This window comes from Pseudomonas sp. FG13 (genome assembly GCF_057809755.1).
Window position 1 is genome coordinate 18545 of sequence record NZ_JBMDKO010000024.1, and the last position, 15925, is coordinate 34469.

General features: G+C 54.7%; 12 protein-coding genes and 2 pseudogenes. 12 read left to right on the forward strand and 2 right to left on the reverse strand.

Features of this window, described 5'->3' with window-relative positions:
• The first annotated feature begins 53 nt into the window (after nucleotides 1–53).
• The 9 genes and pseudogenes from ACODTO_RS18765 (at nucleotide 54) to ACODTO_RS18805 (ending at nucleotide 8226) form a co-directional block, all read left to right on the forward strand.
• A complete protein-coding gene (locus tag ACODTO_RS18765; protein ID WP_489106903.1) occupies nucleotides 54–3863 on the forward strand; it encodes a hemagglutinin repeat-containing protein in 3810 nt (1269 codons plus the stop codon).
• The gene (locus tag ACODTO_RS18770) at nucleotides 3863–4240 is read left to right on the forward strand and encodes a hypothetical protein (protein WP_489106881.1); all 378 of its coding nucleotides are present in this window, start codon (nucleotides 3863–3865) and stop codon (nucleotides 4238–4240) included. Before ACODTO_RS18765 ends, ACODTO_RS18770 begins: the two co-directional genes overlap by 1 nt.
• Before the next feature lie 266 nt (nucleotides 4241–4506).
• Nucleotides 4507–4683, forward strand: a complete 177-nt coding sequence (locus ACODTO_RS18775) for a hypothetical protein (protein ID WP_489106882.1) — start codon at nucleotides 4507–4509, stop codon at nucleotides 4681–4683.
• A gap of 33 nt (nucleotides 4684–4716) precedes the next feature.
• The gene (locus tag ACODTO_RS18780; RefSeq protein WP_489106883.1) at nucleotides 4717–4971 is read left to right on the forward strand and encodes a hypothetical protein; all 255 of its coding nucleotides are present in this window, start codon (nucleotides 4717–4719) and stop codon (nucleotides 4969–4971) included.
• 66 nt (nucleotides 4972–5037) lie between these two features.
• Nucleotides 5038–5607, forward strand: coding sequence for a hypothetical protein (locus ACODTO_RS18785; protein ID WP_489106884.1), 570 nt, complete (start codon nucleotides 5038–5040; stop codon nucleotides 5605–5607).
• 92 nt (nucleotides 5608–5699) lie between these two features.
• A pseudogene (locus tag ACODTO_RS18790) lies at nucleotides 5700–6454 on the forward strand (transposase).
• Between the two features lie 10 nt (nucleotides 6455–6464).
• Nucleotides 6465–6803, forward strand: coding sequence for an Imm45 family immunity protein (gene imm45 / locus ACODTO_RS18795; RefSeq protein ID WP_489106885.1), 339 nt, complete (start codon nucleotides 6465–6467; stop codon nucleotides 6801–6803).
• Between the two features lie 97 nt (nucleotides 6804–6900).
• Nucleotides 6901–6979: pseudogene (locus tag ACODTO_RS18800) on the forward strand (transposase); the annotation flags it as partial.
• A gap of 398 nt (nucleotides 6980–7377) precedes the next feature.
• Entirely contained in the window at nucleotides 7378–8226 is an 849-nt protein-coding gene (locus ACODTO_RS18805; RefSeq protein WP_489106904.1) for a M24 family metallopeptidase, read from the forward strand.
• Nucleotides 8227–8617: 391 nt separating this feature from the next.
• Here ACODTO_RS18805 and ACODTO_RS18810 read toward each other — a convergent pair whose 3' ends face one another.
• Nucleotides 8618–8890, reverse strand: coding sequence for a hypothetical protein (locus tag ACODTO_RS18810; RefSeq protein WP_139650408.1), 273 nt, complete (start codon nucleotides 8888–8890; stop codon nucleotides 8618–8620).
• A gap of 714 nt (nucleotides 8891–9604) precedes the next feature.
• Between ACODTO_RS18810 and ACODTO_RS18815 the strand changes: the two genes are divergently transcribed.
• From ACODTO_RS18815 to ACODTO_RS18825, 3 genes are all read left to right on the forward strand, one after another.
• Nucleotides 9605–11494, forward strand: coding sequence for an ATP-binding protein (locus ACODTO_RS18815; protein ID WP_489106886.1), 1890 nt, complete (start codon nucleotides 9605–9607; stop codon nucleotides 11492–11494).
• A 179-nt stretch (nucleotides 11495–11673) separates the two neighbouring features.
• Complete coding sequence (locus ACODTO_RS18820; protein ID WP_489106887.1) at nucleotides 11674–12912, forward strand: hypothetical protein; 1239 nt, start codon at nucleotides 11674–11676, stop codon at nucleotides 12910–12912.
• A gap of 11 nt (nucleotides 12913–12923) precedes the next feature.
• Nucleotides 12924–13361, forward strand: coding sequence for a type 2 periplasmic-binding domain-containing protein (locus ACODTO_RS18825; RefSeq protein WP_175362861.1), 438 nt, complete (start codon nucleotides 12924–12926; stop codon nucleotides 13359–13361).
• Nucleotides 13362–13365: 4 nt separating this feature from the next.
• Here the strand turns inward: ACODTO_RS18825 and ACODTO_RS18830 are convergent, their stop codons facing one another.
• Entirely contained in the window at nucleotides 13366–15600 is a 2235-nt protein-coding gene (locus tag ACODTO_RS18830; RefSeq protein ID WP_217505594.1) for a putative bifunctional diguanylate cyclase/phosphodiesterase, read from the reverse strand.
• Between the last annotated feature and the right edge of the window lie 325 nt (nucleotides 15601–15925).

The window sequence follows — 15925 nt, forward strand, 5'->3', positions numbered from 1 at the left end:
GCGTAAGAAAATTCGGGGATCCTTCAGAATCTGTCCCCTTTTTCGCTTTTTCGCTGACGGCCGCTGCGCTGCGTGCCGAAGAAAGCGTGAAACTCACCGCTGGTAACGACGTATTGATTGGTGCCGGTGAGGAAACTCAAACAACCAGCCAATCGAAAAGCTCCAGCAAAACCGGCGCTAACTTCTCGGGTTTGCTTACAGCCACTCAGAAGTCGCAACAAGCGCAAACGACTTCAACCAAAAGCGTTGGCAGTGACATCAGTGGCGGCAGCATTCAAATAAAGAGTAGCCGCGACACGGTTGTCGAGGGCAGTACGCTGGTTGCCGACAAGAACATCGGTATTGATGCAGGTCGCAACCTGGAGATCACCAGCGCTGAAAACACCGAAACTTCAAGCTCCAAATCCGGCAGTAAAAAGGTCGGTGAAATCGGTTCCTGGTGGCAGGGAGCGACAGGCATTCTCAAACAGAAAGAAGCCGATCAATACACCTCTACTCGCCAGTCGGGTAGTCAGATCGCTTCGCTGGGTGGCGATATCAACCTCACAGCGGGTGATCGTTACACCCAAACTGCCAGTCAGCTAGTGACCCCTAAGGGTGATGTGGGTATCACCGCTAAACATGTCGATATAGAGGCCGGTTTTGACAGCCTCAACTCCACTAGAACCGCCAGTACCAGCCGTACCGCAATTGGTGGGTCGGTAAGCATACCCTTGCTGAATGCGTTGAAGGGCATCCAGCAGATGGGAGAGGCGGTACAAAAAACCAGTGATGAGCGGATGATCGCGCTGGCCGCCGTGAATGTGGCGATGAACGCCAAGCAAGCGGTGGACGCCGGTAAGGCACTGATGGAGGCGCCGGCAGCCGGGGTCAGGATCAGCGTCAATCTCAGCGATAGCCGCAGTCACAGTGAAAGCAGCCAAAGTGGTCGCAATGTGGTTGGCAGCGATGTCGTGGCTGGTGGCAACGTCAAGGTCGTTGCCACGGGGGATGGTGCCAACAGCGACATTAACGTAATAGGCAGCAAGATCGAGGGCGGCGGCGATGTAAGCCTCAAGGCTGACGGAGACATCAACCTGTTGTCGGCGCAAAACACTGCCCATCAGGAAAGCACTAACGGCAATTCGGGTTGGAGTGCAGGGATCGGCATCGGTTTTGGCGGCGCTCAAAATGGTATCTCGTTTGAGCTGGCGGCCAACGTGGGACGCGGTATGTCTGATGGCGATGATGTCACCCAGACCAACACGTACATCAAGGGTGGCAAAAGCGTCAAGCTGGAGAGTGGCGACGACACCAATATCAAAGGAGCAGTGGTCTCCGCTGACCAGGTCAAGGTCAAGGTGGGTGGCGATCTAAATATTGAGAGCCTGCAAGACACCAGTACCTTCACCTCCAAACAGATGGCCGCAAACATCGGTGTCAACATCTGCGTCCCACCGATCTGCGACGGCATGAGCACGGTTAGCGGCGGTGTCTTTTCGCAGAATATGCACAGCGAGTACGCCAGCGTCAGTGAACAATCAGGAATCAAGGCCGGTGATGGCGGATTCCAGGTCGAGGTCACTGGCAATACCGACCTCAAGGGCGCGGTCATTGCCAGTACCGATAAAGCAGTTGCTGATGGAAAAAACACGCTGGATACCGGAACACTGACCAGCTCCGATATCAAGAACAAGGCTGAGTACGACGCCACCAGCATTAACCTGAGCGGTGGTTATGGCGGTGCCATAGGCCGTGATGCCGATGGCAATACCAACGCCACGGCCAATGCAAATGGTCCCAAAGTGCCAAGCGAAGGTGGGGTCAGTGTTTCCACCCCGGTTGTGCTGTATGCCGGTGGCGACTCCAGCAGCACTACCCGTAGCGGTATCAGCGGTGCGGCCGTCACCATCACCAATACTGCCAAGCAGCAGGAGCTGACCGGCCAGACAGCCGAGCAAACGGTTGCCGCGATCAATAGCGATGTTTCCAGCGACCGTGATGGCAGCAACAAACTCAAACCGATTTTCGACGCGCAAGAAATCGGCGTGGATTTCGAAATCGTCGGCAAGTTTGTGCAAAACGCCTCTGAGTACATCGAGAGTCGTGCGCGGGAAATTGATCAGAAGAAGAAGCAGGCCAACAAGGAAAAAGTTGCCGCTCAGGATCTGAGCTTGTCTATCGAAGAGCGGACAGCTCACCACGAGAACTATCTGCTGCTCAATCAGCAGATCGAGGAGATCGATGAGGATTGGGGGGCCGGGGGCACCTACCGACAAATTGCTACAGCCCTGGTCGCTGGTATCAGTGGCAACGTGACCGGCAGCAGCGCTCAGTTCGCGCAAAACATGGTGGTCAACTACGTCCAGCAGCAAGGCTCAGCCTATATCGGCGAACTGGTGAAAAAGGGGTTGAAGGAAGGCAGCCCTGAACACATGGCCTTGCATGCCATTCTCGGCTGTGCCGGCGCTGCCGTCAGTAATCAAAGTTGCTCGGCCGGCGCCTTGGGTGGCTCTGCGGCGAGCTTGCTGGCCGGACTGTTCGACGACGCCAATCCAAATGAAACCGCAGTGGAGCGAGAGGCCAAACGAAACCTCATCACCAGCCTCGTGACCGGCATCGCGGCCATGAGCAACCCGAACGGGGCGGCTACTGCCAATAACGCGGCGACGGCAAACGTCGATAACAACTGGTTGGCGACCCAACAGTATGTGCAGGCGAAAAAGGAAATTGATGCCGAACCTAATCCTCTTAAACAACTGGCGATCATCGGAAAGTGGCAGATCACGTCTCTACGCCAGGACTTGCTGACGGGGTCGGGCGTTCTCAAAGGTTTCACGGACGGGATGGCTGGAGCCGGTCTGGGAACCTTGGACAGTGCCGTTTCGTTTCTGTCCGACCCTATGGCGAGTTGGGACGCTGTCGTGGAGTTTGCATCGTCCGACGAGGCCAGGGCACTGCTGGGTGATTCCGTCGCGGCTGCGTTCAAGTCCCAGATTGAACAGATTGGAACAGCGGTCGTCGAAGGGGGCGATGCAAACGCAGAGAATCTCGGCAAGCAGATGGGGCAGGCTGTAGCGCTTGTCGTGCAGTTGATGGTTGGTGGGGGGAGTGGTTCCGCCGAGAGCGCGTTGGCGCTGTCGCGGATGGGGATTGACGTTTCGGTCAATACCGTCAAAAAACTTGAGGCTTCGGTTGATATCGATGTCCTCAAGACTCGGATCAGTAAGCTGGAGGAGCTGAGGCCGGATTCGGATGTGCCGGATCTTGATCCGCCGACGCCGGTTACGCCGCCGAAGACTGAGGTCACACCGCCGAAAGACGTAGATCCCTTAACACCTGATACGCCAAATGGGCCTGGGAAACCGGTAGAAGGTGACCACGGATTGCCTGCGTCACCCGGGGAGGGGGAACGCCTAGTCTACCTATCTAACTCCACCGCTCCGGAAATCAGGGATAGGCTTTCGTCGGCAGTTAGTGATATTCGTATAGGGTTGCCTCGCGAAGGAAACGTCGCATTTGCTGAAGTGGAGGTTGGTGTGCTGTCATCAGAAACTATGGTGATGAAAGCTTATAGTCAGTTCGATGATAGGGTCGAGGAGTTTTTGCCGAAGCCTAGTGGTGATCTGGATTCGTGGATATTAAAGCCTCAGGTTTCTACGTCGAAATATGTTGGAACGCCTGAAGGGTATTTGCGAGATATGGATACGGAATTTAAGATTCTGGAAACTTTAGCTCAGCGCCTAGGTCCGACCTCGCAGACCTCAGGGCGTATAAATTTGATTTCAGAGAAAATGGTTTGCCCAAGTTGTAGTGATATCGTTAATCAGTTTCGCGAGCGATATCCTAATATTCAGTTAAATGTATTTACTGTGGAGAGGTAATGGTGGTGTCGGATTTGGCTGTTGAGGAAATTTATTCGATAGTCTCTAGGCTATATGAAAAGGCTATATCTCTGATCCGTCTTCGACCAGAGCAAGCCTTTGCATATGTTCAAGATGAAACAGGCTCTCTTTGCACGTCTGCTGATATAGGCTTGTTTGCTGTTCTGCAAACTGCAATATTTAGGGAGGGTATGAAGTATGGGTTGGAGTTGTCTAGAGAAAGTCCTTATGCGGAGGATATGTTAGAGGGATTAGCTAAAGTCTATGAAAAATGCAGCGTCGATGATTTAAAAGCGGTTGGGCTTAAAGGGGAGCAGCTAGCAGAAATGATCGATTGTATGGTTCAGATTAGAAAAAAATATCTTCTGCTTGGATAAAGCGGTGTAAAAAAAGGAAAGGTGGACAGAATTGCATGGCACATAATTGATCTCCTTCTGGTGTCCGTTCTTCCTGATCTTGGCCCTTGTTGATCAACGGTAGATGATGTTTTTAAAGGTGGTGTGATAGTCCATTCCTAGGAAGTAAGCACTATGCAGGGAAAATGTGATTGGTATTTGTGTAGTTTGAAAAAAAGTGCTCATTAGCGCCATGAAAAAGACTAGAAGTGATGGTGTTGAGGTAGATAGTATTACGAGGGTACTGGGTGAAAGGGACGGATAGCGTAAATTACCAACAGTATGTGGATGCCTCTGGAGTTATAGGGAAAGAGAATGCTGCGTTGAATACATGGACTGGAAAAATAGCCCAAAATTATGGTTTTACAAAGGTTTTAAAAGTCGAAGAAAAATTTGGCGATATTGTCGTTATTTTTGGGAAGTAACTCAGGATGCTGAGGGAGTTAGTCGAAGGTGGCATGCGTCCCGTGCAAGCCTTGAAAGAAATAGTCAGTCAAGATCCGGATATCTCAAATTTTGATTTGGCGATAATTTTTACGGATGCATTTCCAGAGGTAAGTGGTGAGGCACGGCAAATCATTTGGCGATGGGGGCGGCCAGGTAAGAGGGCAGGTGTTGATGATGATAAGTTGAACTATTTGCTTCTGCAGTTGCTCGTTGATGCTGGTTATATTTCATATTCTGAGTTTGAGCGAATGATCATGCAGGTTTAATTTGTCCTTTTTTTATAATTCGGCAGGTCAAAGGGTCGTATATAGCAACGACAGGTAGATGTTGGAATGATAAATTTCAGTTGGGAGGCACCTATAGTTCCGCTCGTATCAATGGCTGGGATAGAGTTGGGTGCATCGCTCAGCGACTTTAAGATTTTTCTTAGTTCGTTTTGTTTAAATTCTGAGGAGGGGCTTTATAAACTTCCAGGTGCGCCATTGCTGTCACTAAAGATTGTCGAAGGAGGAGGTGGGATCTATTTTGTATTTAGTGTTGCTGAGCTGGAACTCACAGGGTGGTTTTCACAGTTTCCAGATTCAAACAAAATTTTGTCGGAAACAAGAGCGTTGGTCGTCGCTTTTTTGGATGAAAAAGTATTCAATGTTTCTGTCTGGATGTTTGATTATTTTGACTCGTTGGGTGATCAGAAGCTGGCTAATTCATATCAGGGATGTCTGGCGGAGGGGATAAGGCTAGGCTCTCGGATGAGCTGTGCTGCGTCTTATTTTGAGTTGGGTTTCGATGAAGGAGATGAGTGGTTTTATGCTAAGAACGGAGGAGTGATTTTCGGTGGTTCAGGTGGTGTAGACTTGGATGAGTCTGTGGACCAAGTAATACATATGATTATGATTGTTTAGCAGAAGTGGGGATAGACCCAGAAAAAAAGGGGACAGATTTATTTTTTAATCCTCTGCTACTCTGAGAGCTTCCACGGATGGAGGATTCAGATATACCCAGAATGGGTCGTATTGTTTTACCGAATTACCCGCACCATGTTGTACAGCGTGGCCATAACCGTCAGGTGGTATTTGCGGTGGCTGAGGATTATCAGCGCTATCTCGCGGATCTGCGGGAGCTAAAGGACGCATTTGGCGTGAAGGTCTACGCCTATTGCATGATGACGAATCATGTCCATCTATTGCTAGCTCCGGGGGAGTTGATCACTGGGCTAGGGCAGTTAATGAAAGCCCTGGCGGCGCGTGCGACACGCTATCGCAATCGATTGGAGGAGCGTTCAGGTACCCTATGGGAAAGCCGTTACAAATCCAGTGTGGTGCAGTCGGATGCCTACTTGCTTGCCTGTTGTCGTTACATTGAATTGAATCCTGTACGTGCTCGTATGGTTGCTGATGTCGCAGTCTACCCGTGGTCGAGCTATGGAAACCGGACGGGTGATGAGCCTGATAGCTGCTGGTTGGATGCTGATCCATGCTTCGTTGCTTTGGGTAATACCGCGATGGAGCGGCGTCATCGGTACGAGGTGCTTGTACGCCAAGCGATTCCGGCTGATCAGTTCAATTGATCAGCGATGCTTTGCAGCGGGGTCAGCTGACGGGTACAAGTCGATTCGTCGATGAGGTAGAGCGGATCGTTGGAGTGCGGGTAGAACAGCGAGGGCAGGGCCGCCCAAGGACAGCGTCGGGGAAAATAAATCCGCCCCCTTTTTCTTGCTTTATTCTTTTCGTTTATTTTATTTGTATTTAAGGGTTAAGTAATGGAAGGTGTAAAATTAGTTGATAGTTTGGCTCCAGCGATAACTCGTGGGCAGATATTTCGACTCCCGGCTCGCTGGCCGTACGAGGAAATTGTAGAGTTTATGGTTGTTGATATTCCTGACGAGCAATATGGACATTCTATTGCCGTTGCCTCCGGTAATAAGGCTGGCCTTTTAGTGGTGCGCCTGCCTGTTGAAAGTTGCTTTTCAGGTACTCGAGAAATCTCAAGAGAGTGGCTGATCGAGAATTGGGCTAAGTGGGTGTATCCCGACTGTTCTGTCGGGAATGTTTATTTGTTTAAACAAACGGATGTCCCTTCTAATTTGATAGAGCGTTAGTAAAAAAGCAAAAAGTGGAAAAAGGGGGCAGATTTATTTTTTTTCACTTCTGCTACGCTGAACGCCTCCATGGAGGGAGGAGTCAGAGAGGCCGAGAATGGAACGTATTGTTTTACCAAACTACCCGCATCAAGTTGTACAGCGAGGCCATAACCGCCAGGTAGTGTTAGCTGCTGAGGAGAATGTCAGCGCTAATTTCATGAATTATCCGAAAATTAAATCTGAGAATCATCTAGCCGGCCTCCCCACCTCACGGAGGTGGCGCATTGTAAGGGATGATCCTTTTACGCAGGATGTTTTTGATGAGCTTAGTGTTGCCTATTTCAAGCTGCCTTTGCTTGGGTTGGGTGGCAGTGTTAGTAAAGAGGAGGAGGTTTTACTTGAACATGTCCGGTTAGTGGCTAGCTATACCGATGTTTAGCAGGGGTGCCAAATATCCGTGTAAGGAAGTTACGGAGAAAAAAGAGAACGGATTCTGAGGTGGCCGGGAAAAGGGGGAGGCTTGAATGGTTTGCTTAGCATATTTTTGGGGGTTTTTAGTTCGCTTCAAGAAACTGCGTGTTAAAAAACCGGAATACTTTCATTGGTATGTTGTGCAAGTGTTTTTGCAACAGAGTCGCAATATGATCAGTACGCAGCTGGTAATAGAGAGCTAGAGGCTAGAATTGCCCAACTGGACAGTGAAAAAATTTTGGCTGAGGAGACGCGGCTCGCTCCCCTGGCCAGCGAGCTGCTGCTAAAGATCAAACCGCTGATCCACCAAGGCGGCAACGGTATAGCGATTCGAGACTATGTACTGAAGCAGTTTTCGCAGTATGGCTGGCGGCCGATGTTAGTGGGCTATAACGGATATCCAGAGGCAGTACCGGTCTCGGTGAATAATCAGGTAGGTAACGCATCACCTACAGACGCGCCCTTTCCGGAAGCTGCACTTGTCAAAGTGGAGTTGGTAGCCGCATCGCCTCAGGCCCATGTAGCCCAGGCGTGGACATTCGCTACCCCCAACGCCACCAAACAACAGAGGCAACTGTTGATGACGGCACGCCGCGCGTTGCAGAGGGGTATTGCCCAGATTCGAGCAGGCGAACGGGTGTCTAATGTAGGCAATGCCATCCAACAGGAGCTTGACGCTAACCAAGTGGTAGCTGTGCGTGAGCTAGTGGGCTACTCCATGGGCCAGATGCGGGTTCAGCAGCCTGTGGTGCTCGGTCATAAGGACCTCATCGGTAATGAAACCCTTATGAAATCCGGGCAGGTGCTAAATGTATATGTGGTGGCGAAGTCTGGCACCTTCGGCGTTCGGTTCGAACCACCGGAGTTCTGGACCGTTCTCACCCGAGACGGTGCGGATAGCGTGATGCTTTCGGCAATGGTCGAGGTGACTCAGGATGGGCACCGAATGCTTAGCAGGTTGATCGACTAATGTAACTTCGTTATTGATATCTAGACTGGAGTACAACGGTGCAGTGGTCTTGAGCTGGCGGAAAAGCTTACTGTAGCGCCTAAGATTCTGAGTGAGTGTGAAGCCCGAGTAGTCGTGCTTAGCTTTAAGTGGTGCCTGTGGCTCCAATTTTTCTGAATTAAATCAATAAGTTGGAGGTGTTGGTGGATAAGGTTTTTCTATTTATGGGGGGAAGAGTTATAGGCGTTCACCAAATCTTCAATGAAGGTGTGGTTCGTTCCATTTTTTTCTAGAGTCGAAACTTGGATGTAAATTTGAGTGGCGTTGCTGTTTGTTATTCGCGCGCAACTTTGTTCCAGGACGTGCCCCGTGTTTGATGTGAAACGGGCGACCGTTGAGTCGCCCATTCTCATCACTCCGCCGCTTGCTCCCGCAACCGCCTCCCAATCACATCCATCACATCACACCCATCGCGCAGCGCTATCGTCAGCATTTTGCAAAAATCAGATAGCACCACCATATCCGAGCTGATCTCCGAACGAAACGCAATATTCTCCAACACCTGAGTCACGATGCGAATACGGTAGTCGGCAGTTTCAAAGAGGACATCGAGCGGCGCTTCGGTGTCGATGAGAAGGGTAGCGGGGACGCAGTCGATGCCAGTGATAGGCATGTATCGATTCATTTTGAAGATCTCTGTTTGATTGGCTGAAGCCGTCACCCAGTCGTCGCCAAACGATGGGTGGTGGCTGTACGCAGGTTGGCGAACCGATTACAGAGAAAACCGGCAGATCCGAAGATCTCCCGCGCACAGCCACCGCGGAATATAGCGGCTTTGCGGGTGCGTCGGTACCTGCAAATGAGCCGGTAGCTTTCGCATTCTCTGTATTCAGGTCGCCAAACCCGAATCGCCATTTCGGGCGACGAGAAAAATATAGACCTCCCCGCCAAACCACTACAAGCCACCACTTTCCCACCTTTACGTAGGAATTCGCCCCGATTGCCGTTGATGTCGGTTGAGGTCGCGTAGGACCCGGCAAAGCACACGACTGCTGCGCAGACGAGCGGGAGCGAGCTCCCTCGCCACAGGGGGAGCAGCTGTCTTGCATGGGTGTTGGATGTGCTGCCGTCATCGCGAGCAGGCTCGCTCCTACAGGGATTGGCGTCATAGCCGATGTAGTGATCAGTCCACGACCAGGGTGGGAGCGAGCCTGCTTGCGATAGCGGTATCCCAGCAGCTTCGGGCTCGCCCCCGCAGTTTGTGATCTATAGTTTCCAGCAAACCCATCGGCAATCTGCCTCGCACGGACGCCGCAATAGACTCCTGGCATCTCCTTGAGCCCAAGCTCCGGCGGGGGCCCGCTAACCTGAAGTGCTGATACAACGCAGGGAGCACAGCATGCAGTTTCAACGGCCCCATGGATTGAGGTTGGTCACCGGCATCACCCCGTCGACGGACGCAGCCTCGGGGGGCGTGGGGCGGGGGCTTCGACGTGGGCTGGCTCATGTCAAGGAAGCCTACGTTCTGTTTCCGCTGCTCGCCGTCCTGCTATTGCTGGCCATCTGGATGACGACCTTCTACCTCATCAACAGCGAGCTGGCGCGTGCCCGGGACAACGCAACCACGGTCAGTCAGGAAATCAGTGCGACTTACGAAGCACAGATGTTGCGGGCGGTTCACGAGATCGATCAAACACTCAAGCTCGTCAAATACACCTATGAGGCCGAGGGCAAGCGCAATCCGCTGCCTCGGCTCAAGGAGCGGGCGTTGTTGCCGCCGGCCCTGTTGTTTGACGTGAGTGTGGTCGGTGCCGATGCCAAGCTCATGGCCAGCACCCGGGCCAACGAAACGGGACCGGTCAGCGACCCGGATGAGCTGCGAACGCTGCGCAACAACGATGCGCTGCTGATCAGCCACCCCTGGAAAGACCCTTCGACGGATGAGTGGCGGCTGCGCTTCAGTCGCCGCCTCGATGCGCCGGATGGATCGTTCTCGGGCGTCGCCAGGGTCGAGGTGGATGCGGCCTATTTCGCCAGCAGTTATGACACATCGAAATTGGGCGACCGGGGTGTGCTCGGGCTGCTGGGCACCGATGGGGTCTTTCGGGTGCGGCGCACTGGCGAGTCGATCCAGGCCGGCGATGCGGTCGATTATGGGGCGCTGGTCCCGGACAGCGAGGACACCCAGGCGCAGCTGTTGACCAACAGTTGGGACGGGGTGCGCCGCTACACCAGTGCCCGTCAGCTCTATGACCTTCCCCTGGCGGTGATTGTCGGGTTATCCGAAGAGGAACAACTGGCCGCGGTCACCGAGCTGGCCCACACCTATCAGTGGCGAGCCGCTGGAGGCAGTCTGTTATTGGTGTTTCTGGTGGTCTTGCTCAGCCGGATGAGCTGGCAGCTCGCACAAAGCCGTTTGCGTACTGCTGAAGCCCAGACCCAATTGGTCGCCGTTGCCCGGCAAGCGGGCATGGCCGAGATCGCCACCAACGTCCTGCACAATGTGGGGAACGTGCTCAACAGCGTGAATGTTTCCGCCGAGGTTCTGACGCAGAAGCTGCGCACCAGCAAAGCCTTGGGGTTGAGCAAAGCGATGCAGTTGATGAACCAGCATGCCACCGATCTGGGCCACTTCCTCGTTGAGGACGAGAAAGGCAAGTTGCTTCCGGGGTATTTGAATCAGGTGACGGAAGCCTTAGCTGTCGAACAAAAAAGCATGTTCGATGAACTTGAGCAACTGGCCAAGAGCATCGATCACATCAAGGAAGTCGTCGCAGCCCAGCAGTCCTACTCGGGCGTATCCAGTCTCTGTGAGAGCGTCCAGGTCGAGCATTTGCTGGAGGACGCGTTGCGCATGAACGCCAGCCTTATCACCGCCCGTCGGGTCACGGTACTGAAGGAGTTTTCGGCAATGCCCACCGTGCAACTGGACAAGCATCGAGTGCTGATGATCATGGTCAACCTGATCAAGAATGCCAGCGGTGCGATGCTCAACATGTCGGATCGAGCGCCGCTGATCACCCTCCATGCCGAGCTGACGCCAGAGCAGAAGTTGATCATCCAGGTGATCGACAACGGGGAAGGTATCGCCGAGGAAAACCTGACGCGCATTTTTGCCCATGGCTTTACCACCCGCAAAGAGGGCCATGGTTTCGGTTTGCACAGCTGTGTCCTGGCGGCGATGGAAATGGGCGGTGTGCTGAAGGCCCATAGCGACGGGCCGGGGCAGGGTGCCACGTTCACCCTGGAGTTGCCCATCACGGCCTTGAGCCAGGCAACCGTTGCATGATCCGGGCACGTAGAATTTTGTCGTCTACAATTCGGTCATGGTATTGAGCCGACGTCATAAGGACTGGAACGAATGGTGGCAATTCCTTCAGGCAATCTGTCAGTCAATCTTGCACAAGGTCCCTGCACAATAACCTGTCTGGATGGGTTCGTTCTCCTGTCGAGGCTGCACTGAATCCCATGGCCCCCAGACTCAATCCGCTGACCCTGGCCGTGATGTCGCTCTATGCCTGCACCGCCAATGCCGCCGATGCCGGTGGGCCGACGTTTTCCGTGAGCAGCTTCGGTACGGTGGGCATGGTTCATTCCAGCGAAAGGAAAGCCGACTTCACCTCAACCATCTACAAGCCCAACGGCGCCGGTCACTCGCGCAGTTGGAGTGCCGATGTCGACAGCCTGATCGGTGCGCAAGTGACGGCACGCTTCACCCCGGAACTCTCGGCGGTGGTGCAGGTGATCTCGGAGCAGCGTTACGACAACAGCTACCGTCCCTATGTCGAATGGGCGAACTTCAAGTATCAGGTCACACCTGATTTCAGCCTGCGTGTCGGTCGCACGGTACAGCCGGCCTTCCTGTTTTCCGACAGCCGCAAGGTAGGCTATACGCTTCCCTGGGTGCGTCCCCCGGGAGAGGTCTACAGCATGATCCCCGTCACCGCGACCGATGGCATGGACCTCAGCTACCGGCTTCACTTGGGCGATGTCATCAATACCGTGCAAGGTAATGTCGGGCAGAGCACCGTCCAGATGCCCAACCATACGGGAGAGACCCGGGCCAGAGGCTCGTGGGGTGTTTCCAACCTGACCGAATACGGTGCCTTGACCACACGCATCACCTACCAGCACACGCGCTTGACCTTCGAGCCGTTCAACCCGCTCTTCGATGGTTTCCGGCAGTTCGGCGAGGACGGCAACGACATCGCCGACCGCTACGACACCAAGGGCAAGGCCTTCAACTTCGTCGGTGTCGGGGCGATCTATGATCCTGGCGACTGGTTCGTCATGGGCGAATGGGGGCATTTCGACAGTCACGCGGTGTTCGGTGAGATGAGTGCCTGGTATGTCAGTACTGGCTACCGGATCGAGGCGTTCACGCCTTATGTCACGTATGCGCGATCAAAGACTCTGAGCGAAACGTCCACCGATGGATTGGATACCTCGACGTTGCCGCCGGAACTGGCCGATGCCGCGGGGGGGCTCAACGGAACGCTCAACGCCATCCTGGGCGCCGGCAGCCGCCAGCAAACCCTGTCGCTGGGTGTGCGCTGGGATTTCACGAAGAACATGGATGCCAAATTGCAGTACGACCACACGCGAATGGATGGCGTCACGACGGGCCCGTTGACCAACTTCCAGCCGGGTTTCGAGCCGGGCGGCTCGTTCAGCGTGCTCAGCCTCGCTGTCGATTTTGTCTTCTGATGAGGCCGATCATGGGGTTTCTCAAGCGCACCGGATGCGCAGTGGCAGGAATCACCTTGTATGCAGGCAGTACGCTCGTCATGGCTGATGTGGTGGTGGTCGTCTCGACGGCCAGTCCGGTGAAAGCGCTGGCGAGCAGCCAGGTGGCGAATATTTTCCTGGGCAAGGCCAGCCGCTTTCCCGAAGGCGAGCAAGCCATGCCAGTCGACCAGCCTGAGGGCGCAGCCGTGCGCGATGAGTTCTACACCAAATACACCGGCAAATCCGCCGCGCAACTCAAGACGCATTGGTCAAAAATCATATTTACCGGCCGGGGCCAGCCTCCGGAGACGCTTTCCAACAGTGCGGAAGTCAAGAAGCACGTTGCCGGGAATCCCGGTGCCATCGGCTATATCGATGCGCGCGAAGTGGATGACAGTGTCAGGGTCGTGTTGTCCGATCCGCAATGAGCAATTACACGTCCGTCTTGGTATGCGTTGTCTGTCCTTGCAGCAATACCTTGAACTGATCGGCAGGTACCGGCTTGTTGAAGTAGAACCCCTGGAATTCGTCGCAGGCGTTGTCCCGCAGGAAATCGGCCTGCTCCTTGGTTTCCACGCCCTGGGCAACCACGGTCAGGCTGAGGGTCCTGCCCATGGTGATGATCGCCTCGGTCAAGGCTCTGTCTTCCGCCAGGCTGGTGACATCGCGGATGAACGAGCGATCGATCTTGATCGAGTCGAGCGGGAACTGTTTGAGTGCCGAAAGCGAAGAGTAGCCAATACCGAAGTCATCGATAGCGATCCGGATATTCAGCGCTTTGAGGTCGGTCAACACCTGCAGGGTCTTCCTGACATCCTGCATGAGCAGGCTCTCGGTGATCTCCAGTTCCAGCAGACGGGCGTCCATGCCGGTGTCCGCCAGTATCGTCGCAAGGTCGGTCAAGAGATGCTCATCGGCAAACTGACGGGCCGTCAGGTTCACGGCGACGCACAGGTGTGGCAGGCCCTGTCGTTGCCAGGCCACGTTCTGCTCGCAGACCGTCCTGAGCACCCACTTGCCGATAGGGAGGATCAGGCCGGTCTCTTCGGCCACCGGAATGAACTGCATGGGGGCGACCAGTCCCAGGTCAGGGTGCTCCCAGCGCAGGAGGGCTTCCATGCCAGTGATCTGACCGCTGTCAATATCCCGCTTGGCCTGGTAGTGCAGGCGGAACTCGTTGCGTTCAAGTGCATGCCGCAGGCCGAGTTCCAGCGTCTGCCGTTCCAGCGACTCCGCGTTCAGTTTCTCGGAGTAGAACTGAAAGGTGTTTTTTCCCTGTTGCTTGGCCTGGTACATCGCGATATCGGCGTTTTTCTTCAGCGTCTGTTCGTCCTGGCCATCCCGGGCGAAGAGACTGATCCCGATGCTGGCGGTAACCCGAAACTCTTGCTCTCTAAGGTGGAAGGGCCGGGCAACTGCGGCGAGGATTTTCTGGGCGGTGCCTGCCACATACTTTTCATCAGACAGTTGCGGCAGTAACACGACAAACTCGTCACCGCCCAATCGGGCGACGATATCGCTCTCGCGCAGACAGGCCTTGAGGCGGTTCGCGACTTCTTGCAGCAACTGATCGCCGGCATCGTGGCCAAGGGTGTCGTTGATTTGTTTGAAGCGGTCAAGGTCAAGGAACAGCACCGCCATTTGCCGCTGATAACGATGGGCTTCGTGGATGTGCTGAATCAACAGTTTGCTGAACAGGCTGCGATTGGGCAGCCCCGTGAGGGCGTCGTGATAGGCGAGGTATTCGACGCGCTCGGCATACGCCACCTTGGCTTCGGCGGCTTGCAGCCGGCTTTGCGCCAGCTGCCAGCTCATTCGGCTCAGCAGGCCGGCGAGAAGCACCAGCAACAGGCTGACACCCGCCGAACGCCGCAGGTAGGTCTGGGCTTGCCGGTTCACGGCAACCAGTTGTTCTTCTTCGGATAAGCCGACGATCACCGCGAGGGGAAGGTCATAGAGCTGACGGGCACTGGTGTAGCGCCGTACCCCGTCCCAGCTGTTGGTCAACAACGAGGTCTGGATGTCCTCGGTATCCGGGACCAGCGCCTCGTAGTCAACCGCATCGCCGGCCTGGATCGACTCTCCGGTGCGCCGCACCCGAAAGACTCCATCGGTGCCCAGCAGCCCCAGCACACCCCGCTCACCGAGTTTCGAGGTGTCATAGCTGCTGGCGAAATAGGCCGCATCGACCTCGACCCTGGCAACGCCCGAGAACGTGCCATCTGGCGCGTTGAGGCGCCGACTGAAGCGCAAGCGCCATTCCCCGGTCAGAGGATCCCTCCAGGGGCGACTGATCAGGAGCGTATCGTTGTTGCGCAACGTCCGCAGTTCATCCAGGTCGCTGGCGGGTCCCGTTTCGTCCGCCCGGGTGCTGGCCAACAGCTTGGCGTCGGCGTTGACCACACTGACATCGAATAGCAGGGCGGGTGGTAACAACGCCCGCTCCTTGAGCCGCGGCAACGGGTTGCGCTCGCCTTCGGCCTCGTAGGTGTATTTGACGAGCTTGAGGGTTTGGTCGATCTCACGAACCGCGCGCAGGATTTGCGCTTCGTAGGTGGCGCCGATTTCCTGGCTGACCGTGGCGGCGTTGCGCTGGGCTCGGGTCTGTTCGACCTGGATGAGGTAGAGGGTCGCGGCCCAGAGGGCAAGCAAGAGCAGGGCGGACAATAGCGGAAGCAGGATATAGGCTTCCCTGAGGTGGCCGAGTCCATCTCGGAAGACGGGGCTCGTGCCCTCGGATGTCGTGTCTTCGGATGCCGTGATACCGGGAGCCAGTCTCAGTTCACTTGTCCGTTGGATCGACATGATGTGCTCCCTGAATGACACCTGCGCGTCCGTGCGAAAAAACATCAATTAATTAGAGGGAAACTATAGACCAGATATTCTCCTTGTTCCGCCCCGCTGGGCTGCGAAGCGGTCCCCCCAACCCGTTTGACATACCGCATGCTCAGGTTTTGGGGGCGCTTCGCGCCCCAGCGGGGATAAATCCCCT